Origin of the sequence: Vibrio sp. SCSIO 43086 (genome assembly GCF_051132235.1) — a bacterium.
Lineage (GTDB): Bacteria > Pseudomonadota > Gammaproteobacteria > Enterobacterales > Vibrionaceae > Vibrio > Vibrio diabolicus.
This window is the reverse complement of the sequence record NZ_CP072677.1, coordinates 3,274,286-3,291,092: the sequence shown is the minus strand read 5'-3', so window position 1 is coordinate 3,291,092 and position 16,807 is coordinate 3,274,286. Positions and strand designations below refer to the sequence as shown.

Genomic DNA, 16,807 nt, shown 5'->3' with positions numbered 1-16,807 from the left:
GTATAACTCTGTGAAGTAATTATTTATCAACTGTTCGAAACCCGGACAAAATAAGGGATTCAAGCACTTTTCCATCTGGGGATAGTTATAGATATACACACAGTTAGATCAGGATCATCACTACATATTGTGGATCAAAAGATCCAAATACACTTTATCAACGCAATTCACAGCTTTATCCACAAATGGTTGGAATGTGTACACTTTTGAAAACCCTGATTATCCATGTGTCTAAGTTTGTCGTTGGATAGGTTACAATAGCGGCAGTATACCCAAGCGGCTTCAAATATAGATTTTATGCTGTACCACGGGTGCTGATTAGCACGTTAGGTTCGAGGTTGCTTGGGTATATTAATAAGAGAATGAGAAAGTAAATGGATCAGTTTAAGCATATCGATGTACAAGGTGCGCAAGCGCTGCTCGAGCAGGGTGATGCGAAGCTTGTAGATATCCGTGACCCTCAATCGTTTGCCGTTGCGCATGCGGAGTCCGCGTATCACTTAACCAACGATACGATCGTTGCGTTTATGGATGAAGTGGAGTTCGAACAACCCATTCTGGTGATGTGTTACCACGGCATTAGTAGCCAAGGTGCCGCACAATATTTAGTTAACCAAGGCTTTGAACAGGTGTACAGTGTGGATGGTGGCTTTGAAGCCTGGCACCGAGCAGAACTACCGATAGTGAGAAGTTAATGAAGAGATTGGTAACGTTAAATAATCCACGTATGGCGCAAGCCTTTATTGATTATATGGCCTCTCGCCAAATTGACATCGAAATGATGCCAGAAGGAGACGGGCAATTTGCACTGTGGCTGACTGATAGCCAGCATGAAATAGAAGCGGAAGCGGAACTCAAGCAGTTCCTCGCTAACCCATCTGATTCAAAATACAGCGCCGCCTCGTGGGACGTTGCCGATACTCGCAAGAGCACATTTCATTATTCTAGCCCGAGTATCATGAGCATGGTCAAAGCAAAAGCAGGCCCAATGACTTTGCTGATCATGACGGTGTGTACCATCATCTACTTGTTACAAATGTTTGGCTTTGGCAATGGCGTGTTTAAGTTGTTGCACTTCCCGGCTTTTGAGGGGCAACAATGGCAAGTGTGGCGATGGCTAAGTCATGCGTTACTGCACTTTTCAGTGACTCACATCGTGTTTAACTTACTATGGTGGTGGCAGTTGGGGGGCGACATCGAACGTCGTCTCGGTTCCGGTAAGCTATTGCAACTCTTTGTGGTGTCGGCAGCGCTTTCAGGGGCAGGCCAGTTCTATGTTGAAGGGGCTAACTTCGGCGGCTTGTCTGGCGTGGTCTATGCGTTGCTTGGCTATTTGTGGATATTGGGTTACCGCTTGCCACATTTAGGCCTTACGCTACCCAAGCCAATCATCGTTTTTATGTTGGTATGGTTAGTTCTTGGTTTTGTGCAGCCGTTCATGGCGATTGCAAACACCGCTCACTTAGTGGGTTTACTATCGGGGATGGCGATTGCGCTGTTTGATTCAGGCAAGATGAAGTACCAACAGCAAGCCTAAATCTGAAATGAAAAGACCGCTCAAGAGCGGTCTTTTTTATGTTCAAAACGATTTGGGTTTATTGGTAAAGGTATTTTGTAAACAACAAATCGGCAATGATGGTTTTACCTGTTTCGGGCAAAAGTGTTTCGTTGAGGGTCGTCACTAAGGTTTTGCGCAGATCTTCTCGGCCAGAAAGGGACTTAATAGTATCTTCTGTTTGCTTACCCAGTAATTCAATTACTGCATCGCGAATCAAAGGTTGGTGATGCTCAACAATCGATAAATCTTGTTGGCTCATTACCATGATGTCGATGCGCACTTGCACATAACCTAACTTTTTGCCTTTGGTGTAAAAGTTAGTAGTGAGATCAGGCTCAAGGGTAAAGTATGCCAACTTAGGTCCAGCTTCTTCCGTTTCAGCCCAACTTGGTGCGGCGAACAGTATGGTTAACGCAAAAATAATTTGGGCTATATAACGTTTGTACATATTTCTAACTTTTCTTTCTCTGGATCGCGATATTCGAATCGCTTCAGTCTTGATACAATGGGCCGTCTATAACAAATAACGGAACTTACGGTTACATACATTACTATGGACGGTAAGTTGTTGCTTTATTGTACGCATAAAGCCTCCAATTGAATACTAGTATGAATCAGCCAACATCACTCTATCTTGCTTCTTTATTGGAAGTAGAGTGGCAAAACCCCGACGAATTCGAATTTCCAAATGAATTTGCCAAGCACTGGCTTGAAGAGCAAGGGTCTTTGTCACGTCGTTTAAAGCAACACTGCCAAGCATTAACGGTAGAATTGCTACAAAATCAGATCGTCACTGCGGCGACGTTAAAACAGGACGAAAGCCAGTTATTGTCCGAACAAGATTGCTTACTGCGAGAGGTAATTTTGTGTGGTGACAATGATAACTGGGTTATCGGACGGACATTAATTCCTCGCTCAACCTTAGTTGATCAGCAGTATGATTTGGCTCAACAAGGGGATATCCCATTAGGACTAACAGTGTTCAGCGCAGACAACGTTGAGCGAGACTCTTTGCAAATGGGATGGGTAGCCGTACCAGAAGGACGTTTGTTAGCGCGACGCTCAAGGTTGTGGATGAATCACAAACCGATGCTGGTCGCCGAGTTATTCTTATCTAATTCACCAGTTTACGCTAAGGAGACAGTGTAAATGTCCGCAGAAAAAGCCAAAGCATATTGGCAACTGATGCGCATGGATCGCCCGATTGGTTCACTGTTACTTATGTGGCCAACGATTTGGGCGCTAATTATCTCAGCCCAAGGGATGCCGAGTTGGGATGTATTTATCGTGTTTGTATTGGGTGTATTCCTAATGCGTAGCGCGGGGTGCGTGATTAATGATTTTGCTGACCGCAAAGTCGACGGCCATGTAAAACGTACCAAGCAACGCCCACTGCCATCAGGGAAAGTGACAGCAAAAGAAGCGATTGGATTATTTTTGGTTTTGGGTATCAGCTCATTCTTGTTAGTGCTGACTATGAACCCGTTGACGATTCAGCTATCCTTCGCTGGCATCGTGTTGGCGTTCATTTATCCATTTATGAAGCGTTATACTCATATTCCACAACTCTTTTTAGGCTTAGCTTTTAGCTGGGCAATTCCAATGGCGTGGGCTGCACAAACCGGGGAGCTACCACTGATAGTTTGGTTTGTGTTTCTGATTAACGCTTTATGGACCATTGCTTATGATACTCAGTATGCGATGGTCGATCGCGATGATGATTTAAAGATTGGTATTAAATCGACGGCAATTTTGTTTGGTCGTCATGACAAACTCATCATTGGGGTATTGCAACTGATTACGCTCGCGATGTTGGTTTGGTTAGGGCAGTTCTACCAATTGGGACAAAGTTACTACTGGACCCTTTTGATTGCAGCGTCGTTGTTTGTTTATCAGCAGCACTTAATTCGTCACCGTGAGCGGGAGTTGTGCTTTAAGGCTTTCCTCAACAACAACTATGTTGGCATGGTGATAGCGATAGGGTTATTGGTCGCATTTTGGTAAGCGAAGAAATAGCAAAAAGGCATCCGATTGGATGCCTTTTTTCTTATTTTGGAAGAAGGTAAAACGGTTACGACTGAAGTTGATGAATACTCTCTTCGATCGTCAGTTTCACTTCTGGATAAAGCAGAGTGAATAGTAATCGTGCAAATTGCTGCGTTTTCTTCGTGTCACAGTTACCATCGTTATCGAGGTATTTTTGCTGTTTGAGCGTATTGAACATAGCGGTAAACACACCTTTATCGAAGAATTCTGGCGCATTAATACCGTGTAAGCGTCCTAAACGTTGAGCAATATCTTGGCTCTTCTGTTCTAGGTCCGATTTACCGAGCTCAGGGTAAGCAACAAGCAAGTTCATCGCGATAGAGTAGCGCTGCAGTGTTTCCGTGATTGTACGACCTAGCAGAACCAAAGGCTGGTTGTTCGACTGATTGATCTCCAGCTTATCACCATCGAGGCTAATCATTTTCTGATCGGCAAACTCATGCAGTGTTTTAACGACCAATTCATCCAACTCGTCTTCTTGATAGCTTAAGAACAACTCTTTCTTCAAGAATGGGTAGATTTGCGCGACATTCGCTTGAATCTTTTCTACCGAAAGGTTGCGCTGACGAATGATCATCTGAGCAATTAATGATGGCAGAGCAAACAAGTGGATGATGTTGTTGCGGTAGTAGGTCATCAGGATCGATTGGCTACGATCCAGCGAAATGATGTCCCCCATGCTATCGGTTTCAATCACGAACTTATCAAGTGAAATCGCATGATCGACCAACTCCTCAGCACTTTCGGTAGGGATAGTGGAGGTGCTTGAATACGGGTTGTTTTTGAGTAGCTTTAAGTAACACTCAATCTGGTTGATCAGCGAGTCACGAGAAAGTGCACGTTGACGAGAAGCAAGCAGTGCGGTTGCACACAAGGTCAACGCGTTTGCTGCCGCCGCATCGTTGATGTGCGTCATCATCTTATTAGCAAGGTCGTTCACCACAGGGTTCATCCATTGTGGTTTGTTACCACCCATGCTGTCGATGTCTTTCGTCCATTCAGGAGCGTGCTCGTTCAAGTATTGGTTGAGCTGAATTGGCTCACCGAAGTTCACATAGCCCAAACCAAAGTTACGCAGTTTACGCAGAGTACGCAGTACAAGCCCTGCGTTTTCTTTCTCTTTGCGTTTGCCACGCAGCTCTTTCGCGTAAGTGCCTACTTCCATTACGTGCTCGTAACCGATGTAGACCGGCACTAGTGTTACTGGGCGGTTTAAACCACGCAGCATTGCTTGGATGGTCATAGCCAGCATACCCGTTTTCGCTTGCAGTAAGCGACCTGTACGTGAACGACCACCCTCACTGAAGTACTCGACTGAATAGCCTTTGGCAAACAGCTCAGCTAGATACTCGCGGAAAATGGTCGAGTACAGTTTGTTACCTTTAAAGCTACGACGAATAAAGAACGCCCCACCGCGACGGAAAAGAGGACCGGCCGGGAAGAAGTTCAGGTTAATGCCTGCCGCAATGTGCGGAGGAACCATGCCTTCATGGTATAAAACGTAAGACAACAGTAGGTAGTCCATGTGACTACGGTGACACGGAACGTACACAATTTCGTGGCCGTCTTGCGCTAAACGACGCACAGTCGAGGCGTTATTGATGTGCAACCCTTGGTATAGCTTTGTCCATAGCCAACTCAGGATGCGGTCGCCGTTTTTCACTAGACCGTAGGAGAAGTCGGCGGCGATTTCATCCATGATGTCGTGGGCTTCTTTACGTGCCTTATCAATCGAGATGTTTTTGCTCTTGGCTTCGTCAGCGATCGCCAGTTCAATAGCTGGGGATTTTAATAAACGAGCAAACAACACTTGGCGTTGTGGCAGGTTTGGGCCTGAAGCAGCCAGTTTCTGGCGTGAGAAGTGGATACGAGCCACGCGAGCCAATTTGTGCGCAATTGCGCTGTCGGTACCGTGAGAGTTTGCCATATAACGCAGAGATACCACGGGACTAAAGCGAACTAAGCAGTCGCGTCCTGCCGCCATTACCGCTTTGGCTTTTTGCGGACCATTCATCGGTTGAAGGTAAGGCTTTTGGTTCTCTTCTTTACCTGGCTTACGACCCCAAAGCACGGTTGCAGGGATCATTTGAACATCCAACTCACTGTCCAGTTTATGTAGTTCCAGTAAGTCAGTGAACAGAGAGACAGAATCGGTTGGGACATCATTATCGTTGTTCATCACAGTTGGACGCGCAGCGATAAAGACGAAACGGTTCAGCGTTTTGCCATTGATTTCCAGCGGGCTGAGCGGGTCGGGTAGACCAAGGCTCATGGCTTGTTTTTGCAGTGTCAGCAAATCCACGTTCGAGCGGAACGGTAGGGCATATACAATCGGCTTAGCGAGGTCGATATTCAGATCTTCAATCGGGTTCGACGGGATTGTGGTGCCCTTTACCAGTACCGATAAAGGTAGTTTTAGTAATGAACGTGAAAATGATTGTCCAGAAGACATAAAGTTCACAGCCTCAATAGGTATTCAAACAGGCCTAACCTTATTTCAGTGTCCGCTTTGCATGTCTTCTATAGAAAAAGAAATGAGTACGGCAAAAGAAATAAGCCTAGGCGATAAAATTTAAGCGCAGCAAGGATACCAGAAACTGGTCAAACCTTTTAATTTTATTGGCTGTAAATTAGTCGAACTCCTAAGTTGTTGCTTTACTTTGATTAACTGAAAAGGCGGTGTTTTAAACGCATGAATAATGAACTTAGTCAGCAAACGAAGTGCACTCCACAAATAAATTAAAAAACAACCAATTGGGTTTTCATTTGAGCATTTACTGGATATACTCACAGTTAACTGTATAAAAAGACAGGTGAGACATGAAGCCGTTAACGCCACGCCAACAACAAGTCTTCGATTTGATCAAAAGTAAAATCGATGACACCGGAATGCCACCAACTCGTGCAGAGATTGCGCGTGAGCTTGGCTTCCGCTCTGCGAATGCCGCAGAGGAACACCTAAAAGCGCTTGCTCGTAAGCAAGCAATTGAAATTATCCCAGGTGCATCGCGTGGGATTCGTATCCTACTTGATGACTCTGCCGCTAATGACGAACAGGGCTTGCCTTTGATTGGTCAAGTTGCTGCGGGTGAGCCCATATTGGCTCAGGAACACGTAGAAGCGCATTACCAAGTCGACCCTGCGATGTTCAAGCCGCAAGCGGATTTCTTACTTCGTGTAAATGGCGAAAGTATGAAAGACATCGGGATTATGGATGGTGACTTGCTCGCGGTGCATAAGACCCAAGACGTGAGAGATGGTCAAGTTGTCGTTGCGCGCGTTGATGATGATGTGACAGTAAAGCGTTTAGAGCGCAAAGGCTCAACCATATTACTGCATGCTGAGAATGAAGAGTTTGCCCCAATTCAAGTGGACTTAACGTCTCAGCACCTTACGATTGAAGGCTTAGCCGTTGGTATTATTCGTAATACCGATTGGATGTAAGTGTGTTTAAGCAGCCCAGTTCATCTGGGCTGTTTTGTCTTTTCTCTTCTTTTCTCTTTTTCTACTTCCTCCAAAAGCTTGCTTATCATCTTGACCTTGTTTGTTTTGAGCAATTTATAAGCTTGATAATGTAATTGATATTCATTATCATCTTTATTAATGTCTATGTTTTCTCTCTGGCGCAGGAAATGCCCATGTCTCAGTCTAAACATCAAGTTCCTAACCATTTATTAAAGCCACTGTTATTGCGTAGCCGTGAAAGCATGGTCGACAATGGCTTGGTGTATGATCCGATAGCTGCTAAAGCGTGTTTGAGCTGTAAGATGGCGCCGGATTGTTTGAGTGGTGATATTGCGCAGAAGCAATTGCTGCACGTGACGCTGACTCAGCTTTGTGACCAGCAAGTTAGTCACTTCTTACAGCAGTATCCCGATGCTTGGATAATCAATGTCGGAGCTGGGTTAGATACCCGCTTTTATCGTTTGGATAATGGACGCTGCCATTGGATAGAGCTGGATGTGACGGAAAATTTGGTATGGCGTCAGCGCTTGTTCCACAAAAATGAACGTTATGAACATCGCTGTGGCAGTGTGGATGAAATGTCGTGGCTAGAGACGTTAGCGATTCCAGAGCAAGCACCAGTACTCATTTTATGTGAAATGGCACTGCTCGATTGCACAGAGCGCCAAGTCGCGAAATTTATTCAAACCTTGGGTCGACATTTTGTCTCTGCTGAACTGTGTATGGTGTTGGCAGGAGATTTAACGGAAACCAAATGGGGACAAAAGCTTGGCTCTGATCGTTATGCTCATGGCTTTGAAGCGCCTGCAGAACAGATATTGCAATGGTTACCATGGGCACAGTGGGTGAAAGCTTTCTCGCCATTCGATAGATTCTGTTCTCGTTGGAAAGCTTGGCAGCGTTGGCTTAATAAGATTCCAATGTTGAAGCATCGCCTCACGCCAGTCCTCGTTCATATCAAGTGGTAATTGGCTAGTCGTTAAGCGCTCAGGTACACTCGTCGATCTTACTGATGAGGTGCCTGTGACAAATTCAATCTTCTCTCCTTTATCTAACCCAAAAGTTCATCGCCAAGTCTTAGCTTTAGCGATACCTATGGTGCTGTCGAATATTACTGTTCCATTGCTCGGTTTGGTCGATGCTGCGGTGATTGGTCATCTAGACCACGCTTGGTATTTGGGCGGTGTTGCGTTGGGCAGTACCATGATCAGCGTGACATTTTGGCTGCTTGGTTTTTTGCGTATGTCGACTACTGGGTTGGCAGCGCAGTCCTATGGCGGTGAAGACCGAAAACAACTTGCCTTGGTGTTCATGCAAGGCTCACTCATGGCGCTACTGTTTGCGTTAGTCTTCCTTATTGCCCATAACCCGATTGCTGATTTGATCTTTGGTTGGAGTGACGCCAGTGCTGAAGTGAAGCACTACGGCATGCAATATTTCTCTATCCGAGTGTGGAGTGCCCCCGCTGCGCTAATGAACTTTGTGTTGTTGGGATGGCTGCTCGGAACGCAAAATTCCAAAGCACCAATGTGGATGGTGATCATCACTAACGTGACTAATATTGCCCTCGATTTGTTGTTTGTGATGGGTTTGGGGTGGAAAGTAGAAGGCGCTGCGCTGGCATCGGTGATTGCAGACTACTCAGGCATGGGTTTTGGTCTCATGTGTGTCTGGAAAACCTGGCGAGAGAGGCAATTACCATCACCTCAAAAGTTGCTAGCCAGCACTCAACACGGGTTAGGGCGCTTCGTGAAATTGAATCGCGATATTTTCTTACGCTCTTTGTGTCTGCAAGCGGCTTTTAGCTTTATGACGTTCCAAGGCGCGAGCTTTGGTGATGAGGTTGTCGCTGCAAATGCGGTTCTGATGAGTTTTCTGATGATTATCTCGTATGGCATGGATGGCTTTGCTTATGCAATGGAGGCCATGGTCGGGAAGGCGATTGGCGCCAAAGATAGGCAACAATTGAGTGCATCGCTTGTCGGCACTTTCTTTTGGAGTTTGATTATTTGCTTAGGACTGACCGCGCTCTTTGGTTTGGCGGGATCGCAGTTGATCGCCATGATCACTTCAATTGAGGCAGTACAACAGCAAGCTGCGGTGTATCTACCGTGGCTGGTGGTGATGCCACTTGCGTCGATGTGGTGCTTTCTATTGGATGGCATTTTTGTCGGTGCAACCAAAGGCAAAGACATGCGCAATAGTATGTTTGTCGCGACCAGCAGTTTCTTCGTCGTCTTTTACTTATTCGCCGAGTGGGAAAATCACGCGCTGTGGTTTGCAATGACGAGCTTTATGTTGATGCGGGGGGGTGGTTTAGGGGTTATCTTTCTCTACCAATGGCGCAAGGATACCTTCCTCGCACAATGTTGATATAAAAACAGCAGGTCAGAGCCTGCTGTTTTTCTGTTTGCTATCAAGAAGCATAGATTAGAACAAGCGGTTCAAACCATTCAACGCAGCGACACGATACGCTTCGGCCATCGTCGGATAGTTGAAGGTGGTATTGACGAAATACTCGATGGTATTCGCTGAGCCTTTTTGCTCCATAATGGCTTGACCGATGTGGATAATTTCCGCGGCACGTTCGCCAAAGCAGTGAATCCCTAAAATTTCTTTGGTTTCACGATGGAACAATATCTTCAAGCTGCCGATGTCTTTCCCTGCGATCTGTGCACGAGCTAGATGCTTGAACGAAGAGCGTCCTACTTCATACGGTACTTTCGCAGCTGTTAGCTCTTGCTCGGTTTTACCCACAGAGCTAATCTCTGGGATGGTGTAGATACCTGTTGGAATATCATCAATCAGATAGTTTTCTGCCTGACCTTTCGTAATGGCTTGTGCGACAAATCGCCCTTGGTCATAAGCGGCGCTTGCAAGGCTAGGGTAACCGATGACATCGCCTACAGCGTAAATGTGCTCAATATCGGTTTGGTAGTTACGGTTTACTTTTAGTTGTCCGCGAGAATCCGCTTCCAGACCCACTGCACCCAAATTCAACTTATCGGTGTTACCTGTTCGACCATTCGCATACAACAAACAGTCCGCCTTCATCTTCTTGCCAGATTGTAGGTGAATAATCACGCCATCTTCTGTGCCTTCGATTTTTTCATAGGTCTCATCATTACGAATTACCACACCGCTGTTCCAGAAGTGGTAAGACAGCGCATCTGACACTTCGTTATCCAAAAACTCCAACAAGCGGTCGCGGGTATTGATAAGGTCGGTTTTCACTCCAAGTCCGCGGAAGATAGAAGCGTATTCACAACCGATAACGCCTGCACCGTAAATGATGATATGGCGAGGGTCGTGTTTCAGGCTCAAAATGGAATCACTGTCGTAGATGCGCTCATGCAAGAAATCAACGTCGTTAGGCTGATACGGACGAGAACCCGTCGCGATGACAAACTTATCCGCTGAATAGATTTCTTCTGTGCCGTCGCTTTGCATTACTGCAATTGAGTAGTTATCGATAAATCGCGCGGTTCCGAACAAAAGTGTGCATGAGTTACGGTCATAAAAGCCCTGACGAAGTCGAGTTTGCTTATCAATGACCGATTTAGCATGACCTAAAATGTCAGAAAATGTTGCATGAACGCTGGTGTTGTTTCGACAAAATAGCGGGTTGCTATTAAATTCAATGATGCGGCTAACGGCATGACGCAGTGCTTTTGATGGAATAGTACCCCAGTGAGTACAACCGCCGCCGACACTGCTTTCTTTCTCGACAATGGCAACATTCAGTCCCGCTTTGGTTAATCCCATTGCAGCCCCTTCTCCGCCAGGGCCACTACCGATTACGATCACGTCATAGTGATTAACATGCGCCATGATGCCTTCCTTGTTATATTTGCTTAACATTGCTTTAGCGCGATTTTAACTCATTTACTCTATTGGTACACGTCATGCCTTTTAGAGAGTGGAAGTGATCACGCAGAATCGACCAAAAGGATGATTTGGTATGTTGTATGTCTATAAATTGCATCGAGAACATTGCAATTAGATGCATGCCAATAGTAACGTTCTCGGCGCTCAGAGCGAGCGAAGTAACATATCTTTCTCCGTAGGAGCAAATTGCGTTATATTGAGGCTCTTGTACCCTACAGAAAAAGAGCAAGTTAAGAATGAAATCGATGGGAATCCGCGCACAGCAAAAAGAGAAGACACGTCGATCATTGATCGATGCGGCATTTAGTCAATTAAGTGCGGATCGCAGCTTTTCCAGCCTTAGCTTGCGAGAAGTCGCCCGAGAGGCAGGGATTGCACCGACTTCTTTTTACCGCCACTTCAAAGATATGGATGAGCTAGGCTTAACTATGGTCGATGAAGGCGGTTTGCTACTACGTCAACTGATGCGTCAGGCGCGTCAACGTATTGTGAAAGAAGGTAGCGTAATTCGTACCTCGGTCGAAACCTTTATGGAATTCATTGAAAGTAGTCCGAACGTCTTTCGTTTGTTGTTGCGTGAGCGCTCCGGCACTTCTGCTGAATTTCGTACCGCTGTTGCTCGAGAAATCCAGCATTTTGCGGCAGAATTAACCGAGTATTTAATGAGCACCGGCGTGACCAGAGAAGAGGCGTATACTCAAGCAGAAGCGTCTGTGACTTTGGTTTTCAGTTCGGGGGCTGAAGCTTTAGATTTAGATCGACGTGAGCGCGATGAACTCGCCGAGCGATTGATCATGCAATTGCGAATGATAGCCAAAGGGGCCTATTGGTATCGCAAAGAACGTGAACGTAACCGATTAAAAGGCGGGATAGAATAATGTCGAATGGAAATAAATCTGAAAAGAAAACGCTGATTTTGGCACTGGTTGCAGGTATGTGTGGTGATGCTTTGTTGTCATGGTTGACCATGAGTGAAGTATCGTTTTCAATTTTCCCATTGATTGCACTCGTACTGGCTGTACAAGCTCTTTACCAAGAGTACCTAAATAATCCGGTATCAGAAGATATCCCATTAGTTGGCTTGGCGTGTTTCTTCGTAGGTGCGTTTGGCCACTCTGCGTTTATTAAAGCGCAATACCCAGAAGCAGGCTCAAACTTCTTTGCGATCATGGTTTCAATGATCTTACTCGCCTGGATTGGTAAGAAGTTAGGTTTTGTCAGCAAGAAGACTTCTGCGGAATAAGCAAAACGAATCAAATTAAAAAAAGCGAGCCATTGAGCTCGCTTTTTTTGTATTTGACGCGGTGGGTTACGCTTTGCGTTCCAATAGCACGCCCGCTTCCATATGGTGGGTAAATCGAACTCTGAATCTTGTAATGTCTTCCAAAATCCAGGTTTAAATTTTAATTTGTTGTTTTTATTTGTTTTTTAATTGCTCGTTGTCCAAGGGTGTCTTTAGCCGTACAATGAAAACTCGTCTTTCCCCGTACCCCACGCCGTACCCAGAGCCGTACCCAGAAATACAGAGGTTTTTCAGTCATGATCAAGCCAGTCGATAAAATTAGTACGAATGCCACGCTGAAAGCATTGAAGCCACAAGGCAAGGAATATTTAATTCCAGATAAGAAAATCGAAGGATTGAATATTCGCGTTCGACCAACGGGCACGATGACTTGGATCTTTCGCTTTCAGGCTGGTAACAAACACGAAAAAATCACCATGGGGCGGTATGTTAAGTTGAAACCGGAAACGGGGATGACACTTGAACAGGCTCGAACAGAAGCGGGGCGTTACCGTAGCTGGCTGGAAAACAATAAAAATCCGAAGCAGGAACTGGCACGTGAACAGCGCGAGCAAGAGGAAGCAAAAACTTTTGATGATGCTTTTGCCAGTTTTGACGAGAAGCGTTTGTCCAAGCAGCTACGAGGAGAACAAGCGAGGGCAACCTATAGCCGGGATATCAAACCATTTCTTGGTCACATCAAACTAGAAGAGTTGAGAATTCATGATCTTAATAAAGTATTTGATGCAAAGGTTGATGAGAATGGACAGCGAAAAGCGGGTGCGATTAGTGCATGCCATAGAATTATCAATCAGGTGATCAACCATGCGCTAGCTTTGAATATGATTGGGGCACACCCTGCACCACATTTGAAATCCAAGGATGTCGGTGGTGGTTCTAAGGTCACAAAACGCAATTTGAGCTTTTCAGAATTGAAAACATTGCTAACAAGCTTGCCTTCTTGGCGTACAGAGCCCTCAAACGTGCGTCTAATGCAGTTTTTGCTCGGGTGTGGGCAACGTATTAGTGCTGTGCTTGAAATGCGTTGGAGTGAGGTAGATTTGCAAGAGAAGGTATGGTTGTTGCCAGCCAGTTCAAAAGAACGTCACACCAAGAGTCAGGAGAGCCGAAAAGTACCATTAAGCGATTACCTACTGGAACTTCTTAAAGAGCAGCGTGAGAATGTACCAAGCAAATGGAAACTTGTTTGGCCTCAGCTTATGGATGACAAACTTCAAGAACCCGCAGCAGTACGTGCGCTAATCAAACGTAATTTACCGGAAGATTTTGAGCGTTTTTCGCCACACGATCTGCGCCGCACCTTTATCAGCCGTTGTAGCGAAATGGGGCTGGATATCGTGGCGATTGAAAAGACGGTTGGTCACCAGCTACCAGGTATGTTGCGGGTATATAACCATCACGACTACCTTGAAGAGCAGTTAGTGGTACTGCAAGCATGGGGAGAGAAGTTGCAAGCGTTAGATACAAGCAATGTCATTCCTCTAGAGTCGATGAAGTTTGCCTAAGCATTTGTAAAATTCTTAGAGATTATTCTTACTAGTTAGGGGGTGTTACTCTTTATCTGAGCGAAATTTAATCGTGGCTCTTTGACTATGTGGGCTTCATGAATGGGGAAGTCTTTTGGAAGACGATAGAGAGAATGCATAACTCGCTGAGATTTTTCGTATGCTCCTTTCTCCTGTCCATCGGCAACATCCACTATCATCTCTCCAACTAAACGAGCTTAGGGTTAACCTTCATCAAAACGTTGACTGTCATATAGATCAAATAACTACTCCAAAAAGTCCCTCACATTGACGGTGCGTTGATACTACTATTGAGTGGTATGTTTAATATCTCTTTAGTATTGCTAAAATCAACATTCTCAAATGTGATACCAATAAACATAACAAAAAATTATCATAAACATAAAATATTTTGCTGCATGCTGGAGGCCATAATGTATCTTCAATTAGGAAGGTTGGGAGTTAATCTTAATGATCTTATTGAATCTCTTGATCATCTCGAGACATATGTGTTCATCAAAGATACGCAATCCAGATATATCTATGCAAATAACCTAAGCCTGCAGTTAATGAGAATTGATAATAAAAAACTGGGTCAAATAAGAGATTCGGATTTTTTACCAGAGGATACTGTTGAGTTCATAAAGCATATTGATGCTAAGGTCATCAAGGGAGAAACGACTAGGGAAGAGGTTTTCATTAATGATGCAAATGGTAAGCAACGGATTTATCTTGAGATGAAATCACCAATTTATAGCTCCGAATCCTCTAATGAGGTTGTAGCTATCTTAGGTATTTCGACTGATATTACAAAGCAAAAGGAACTCGAAAAGAAGGCATACCAGCAAGCTCGAATGGATGAATTAACTAAACTTCTCAACAGGCGTGGACTCATCGAAAGCGTACAACGAGACCTAAAAAAGAGGATAAGTGAAAACACTTTTTCTGCTTTGCTATTTATTGACTTGAACGATTTCAAAAAAATTAATGATGATCATGGCCATACAGTAGGCGATCACATATTACGTGAAGTAAGTGAACGTATGAAAAGTAGTGTGAGGGCTTCCGACCTAGTATCAAGGTATGGCGGAGATGAGTTTGTCGTATTTTTAGGGAGCGTTGGGAGTAGCAATAGAGAAGCCGAATACTACACGGAAGAGGTGATGTCGAGAATTGAGAGTGCACTCGCTGGTCCAATAAATATCGGCAAAGGTAAGGTGCAGGTAGGTACGTCAATAGGTAAGTATATTATTGAAGGAGCAGACTTTTCCCTAGAGTCAGCGATAACTAAAGCCGATGAGAATATGTACTACGAGAAAAGCGCGAGCAAAGAAGATTTAGACTGAACTAAAGTGTCGCAACTCATGCTTGACCTTACAAACCCACAGGTTAGGACAACTAGGTCGTACTGCGAATCTGCTGGTGTCGTAACTCACAATGGGACAAAGCGATTTGCAAAGAGTATGGTATCTACTCGAAAGTTTTAGTAGTTTGACTGATGAACTAAGATACCGTAGGTGATTTGAGTTGTGGTCAGTCGTATAGAGAGAAAACTAGAGAAGCTGCTTAAAAATGAACCTCACTTGACTAGGGCTGAAGCAGTTAAGCTACTAGCAAAATTGAAGCAGAAAAAAACAAAAAGCAAAAGTAAACATCAAGCACTGAAAACCGTTTCAGGGGGAGCTGTTTCTCCTCGATAGAACAAGTTGTCTAGCATCACACCAGTATTGAGTAACGCGCTCAATTAATGATGCTCGTCGTCGGCAGTTCAGCAATCCTCCACAGCATGCTGTTTGGGACAAGCGCTCCTTAGTTCTGTTTTATTGGTTGTACCATTAGTTCGGTACAACAGTACAAGAAGTGAAGTGCGTCCATCACATCAAAGCCCTTTCGGTAGAGGACGTAGAGTTAAGGAAGTCACTTGATGCACTTCATCTATAGTGTTTGTTATACAGCTTCATTAAAATCGCGTTTGAATAACAACTAATACGACATTGCCCGCAACCATTGCAGAGTTCGTTGTTTATGTGTGGTAGTTCATCATCTTGAACGGAGATGGCATGCTGTGGGCAGGCAGAGGCACATTGCTGGCATTCCGTCTGAAGATAATTGTCGCAGCTTTGCGTAAAGTCTGGACGCAAGTTGATGTCTAGTGGTACAGAAGCATGCAGCGCATCGCTAGGGCAGGCTTTGACACACTCGCTACATAAACTGCATTGGTTGTAATCGAGATTGAGCTGCGCCAGTTGAGCATCGAGCTCTATGACACTGTTTGGGCAAACTTTGAGGCATTCACCACAGCCGTCGCAAAGACGCACAAACAACGCCTCATCCACCGCGTGAGGTGGGCGTGCTACGGGGCGCGGTGTTATTTCTGCTTGCTGAGCCCGTTTTACTGGTTGGCTGAAGCGACTCAGAAAGCCTCGTCGATTAGTATTGATAGATTCACTCATCCAAATAGATCTTCTTTTTCACTACTTCAATGTGTTGTTGTTGAATCAATGCGTTTAGCCATTTCGAGACGTCTACTGCTAACCGCTGATAAAACGGATTTGGCGCTATGTCTCTGAGCTGCTCAAGGTAGGTTGATCCCCAAGGCATTAAATGCTCTCCGAGTAGCTCACATGCTGCTTGTATTTGGTCTTGTTCGAGAAAGTATGCGCAGGCTAACAGCATTAATCCGAACTGATCTTCTGGTTCACGTTGGCCTGAATCTAACTCGATACCGTGCTGTTGTAAAAATAACCGATATTGCGTGTTTGAGTCGCCGAACAATACCTGTTCTTTGTCTAAATATACCGATCCCCAAGGTGGGACTGGCATACTGCCCATTCCTTCAAATAGCACGCTGAAATCACGTTCTAGCTGTTCGTCCGTTAAAGAAGTGAGTGCGTGCAACGTTTCTGCTTGAAGGACATTTTCTGTCACTAAAGAGCGTACCAGCTCAACCGATTCTGACTTGCCGCGTTTGTGATAGAACAGTGTGCCTAATATCTTTAGTGTATAGATAATCGTTTTCATTTCAATAAATTAGCTTAACAA

General features: G+C 44.9%; 16 protein-coding genes. 11 read left to right on the top strand and 5 right to left on the bottom strand.

Annotated elements, in window-relative coordinates; all coding sequences use genetic code 11:
* Nucleotides 1–374 precede the first annotated feature (374 nt).
* Complete coding sequence (gene glpE, locus J8Z23_RS15580; RefSeq protein WP_005378691.1) at nt 375–695, top strand: thiosulfate sulfurtransferase GlpE; 321 nt, start codon at nt 375–377, stop codon at nt 693–695.
* Nucleotides 695–1,537: a rhomboid family intramembrane serine protease GlpG gene (glpG, locus tag J8Z23_RS15575; RefSeq protein ID WP_005393785.1), complete on the top strand. Its 843-nt coding sequence runs from the start codon at nt 695–697 to the stop codon at nt 1,535–1,537. The genes glpE and glpG overlap by 1 nt, the downstream gene beginning before the upstream one ends.
* 58 nt (nt 1,538–1,595) lie before the next feature.
* On the opposite strand, the gene J8Z23_RS15570 is transcribed toward glpG, so the two are convergent.
* On the bottom strand, nt 1,596–2,006 hold the full coding sequence (locus tag J8Z23_RS15570) for a flagellar basal body-associated protein FliL (protein ID WP_046874381.1): 411 nt from the start codon (nt 2,004–2,006) through the stop codon (nt 1,596–1,598).
* Between the two features lie 161 nt (nt 2,007–2,167).
* Here J8Z23_RS15570 and J8Z23_RS15565 point away from each other — a divergent pair, with 161 nt between their 5' ends.
* Together J8Z23_RS15565 and ubiA are read left to right on the top strand one after the other, a co-directional pair.
* Complete coding sequence (locus tag J8Z23_RS15565; protein ID WP_080955994.1) at nt 2,168–2,707, top strand: chorismate lyase; 540 nt, start codon at nt 2,168–2,170, stop codon at nt 2,705–2,707.
* A complete protein-coding gene (ubiA, locus tag J8Z23_RS15560) occupies nt 2,708–3,562 on the top strand; it encodes a 4-hydroxybenzoate octaprenyltransferase (protein WP_005393780.1) in 855 nt (284 codons plus the stop codon).
* Between the two features lie 67 nt (nt 3,563–3,629).
* On the opposite strand, the gene plsB is transcribed toward ubiA, so the two are convergent.
* Nucleotides 3,630–6,056 (bottom strand): glycerol-3-phosphate 1-O-acyltransferase PlsB, encoded by a 2,427-nt coding sequence (gene plsB, locus J8Z23_RS15555; protein ID WP_167426145.1) that lies wholly within the window; start codon nt 6,054–6,056, stop codon nt 3,630–3,632.
* A gap of 368 nt (nt 6,057–6,424) precedes the next feature.
* On the opposite strand from plsB, the gene lexA reads away from it, so the two are divergent.
* The 3 genes from lexA to dinF all read left to right on the top strand — a co-directional run bounded on the left by lexA (nt 6,425) and on the right by dinF (nt 9,442).
* Nucleotides 6,425–7,048, top strand: a complete 624-nt coding sequence (lexA, locus tag J8Z23_RS15550; RefSeq protein ID WP_005393778.1) for a transcriptional repressor LexA — start codon at nt 6,425–6,427, stop codon at nt 7,046–7,048.
* A 194-nt stretch (nt 7,049–7,242) separates the two neighbouring features.
* Nucleotides 7,243–8,037, top strand: a complete 795-nt coding sequence (locus tag J8Z23_RS15545) for a class I SAM-dependent methyltransferase (RefSeq protein ID WP_005393777.1) — start codon at nt 7,243–7,245, stop codon at nt 8,035–8,037.
* A 55-nt stretch (nt 8,038–8,092) separates the two neighbouring features.
* Nucleotides 8,093–9,442, top strand: coding sequence for an MATE family efflux transporter DinF (gene dinF / locus J8Z23_RS15540; protein WP_434634203.1), 1,350 nt, complete (start codon nt 8,093–8,095; stop codon nt 9,440–9,442).
* 57 nt (nt 9,443–9,499) lie between these two features.
* Here the strand turns inward: dinF and sthA are convergent, their stop codons facing one another.
* Nucleotides 9,500–10,900, bottom strand: coding sequence for a Si-specific NAD(P)(+) transhydrogenase (sthA, locus tag J8Z23_RS15535; protein WP_005393772.1), 1,401 nt, complete (start codon nt 10,898–10,900; stop codon nt 9,500–9,502).
* A gap of 293 nt (nt 10,901–11,193) precedes the next feature.
* Between sthA and fabR the strand changes: the two genes are divergently transcribed.
* The 4 genes from fabR to J8Z23_RS15515 all read left to right on the top strand — a co-directional run bounded on the left by fabR (nt 11,194) and on the right by J8Z23_RS15515 (nt 15,111).
* Nucleotides 11,194–11,835, top strand: a complete 642-nt coding sequence (gene fabR / locus J8Z23_RS15530) for an HTH-type transcriptional repressor FabR (RefSeq protein WP_005378632.1) — start codon at nt 11,194–11,196, stop codon at nt 11,833–11,835.
* Nucleotides 11,835–12,200, top strand: coding sequence for a YijD family membrane protein (locus J8Z23_RS15525; protein WP_005378634.1), 366 nt, complete (start codon nt 11,835–11,837; stop codon nt 12,198–12,200). Before fabR ends, J8Z23_RS15525 begins: the two co-directional genes overlap by 1 nt.
* A 296-nt stretch (nt 12,201–12,496) precedes the next feature.
* Entirely contained in the window at nt 12,497–13,765 is a 1,269-nt protein-coding gene (locus J8Z23_RS15520; protein ID WP_104969930.1) for a tyrosine-type recombinase/integrase, read from the top strand.
* 434 nt (nt 13,766–14,199) lie between these two features.
* On the top strand, nt 14,200–15,111 hold the full coding sequence (locus J8Z23_RS15515; RefSeq protein WP_192943661.1) for a sensor domain-containing diguanylate cyclase: 912 nt from the start codon (nt 14,200–14,202) through the stop codon (nt 15,109–15,111).
* A 585-nt stretch (nt 15,112–15,696) separates the two neighbouring features.
* On the opposite strand, the gene napF is transcribed toward J8Z23_RS15515, so the two are convergent.
* Nucleotides 15,697–16,218 (bottom strand): ferredoxin-type protein NapF, encoded by a 522-nt coding sequence (gene napF / locus J8Z23_RS15510; RefSeq protein ID WP_104969928.1) that lies wholly within the window; start codon nt 16,216–16,218, stop codon nt 15,697–15,699.
* Nucleotides 16,211–16,786 carry a TorD/DmsD family molecular chaperone gene (locus tag J8Z23_RS15505; RefSeq protein WP_005393760.1) on the bottom strand — a complete coding sequence of 192 codons (576 nt, stop codon included), beginning with the start codon at nt 16,784–16,786 and terminating at the stop codon, nt 16,211–16,213. Before J8Z23_RS15505 ends, napF begins: the two co-directional genes overlap by 8 nt.
* Nucleotides 16,787–16,807: the final 21 nt, after the last annotated feature.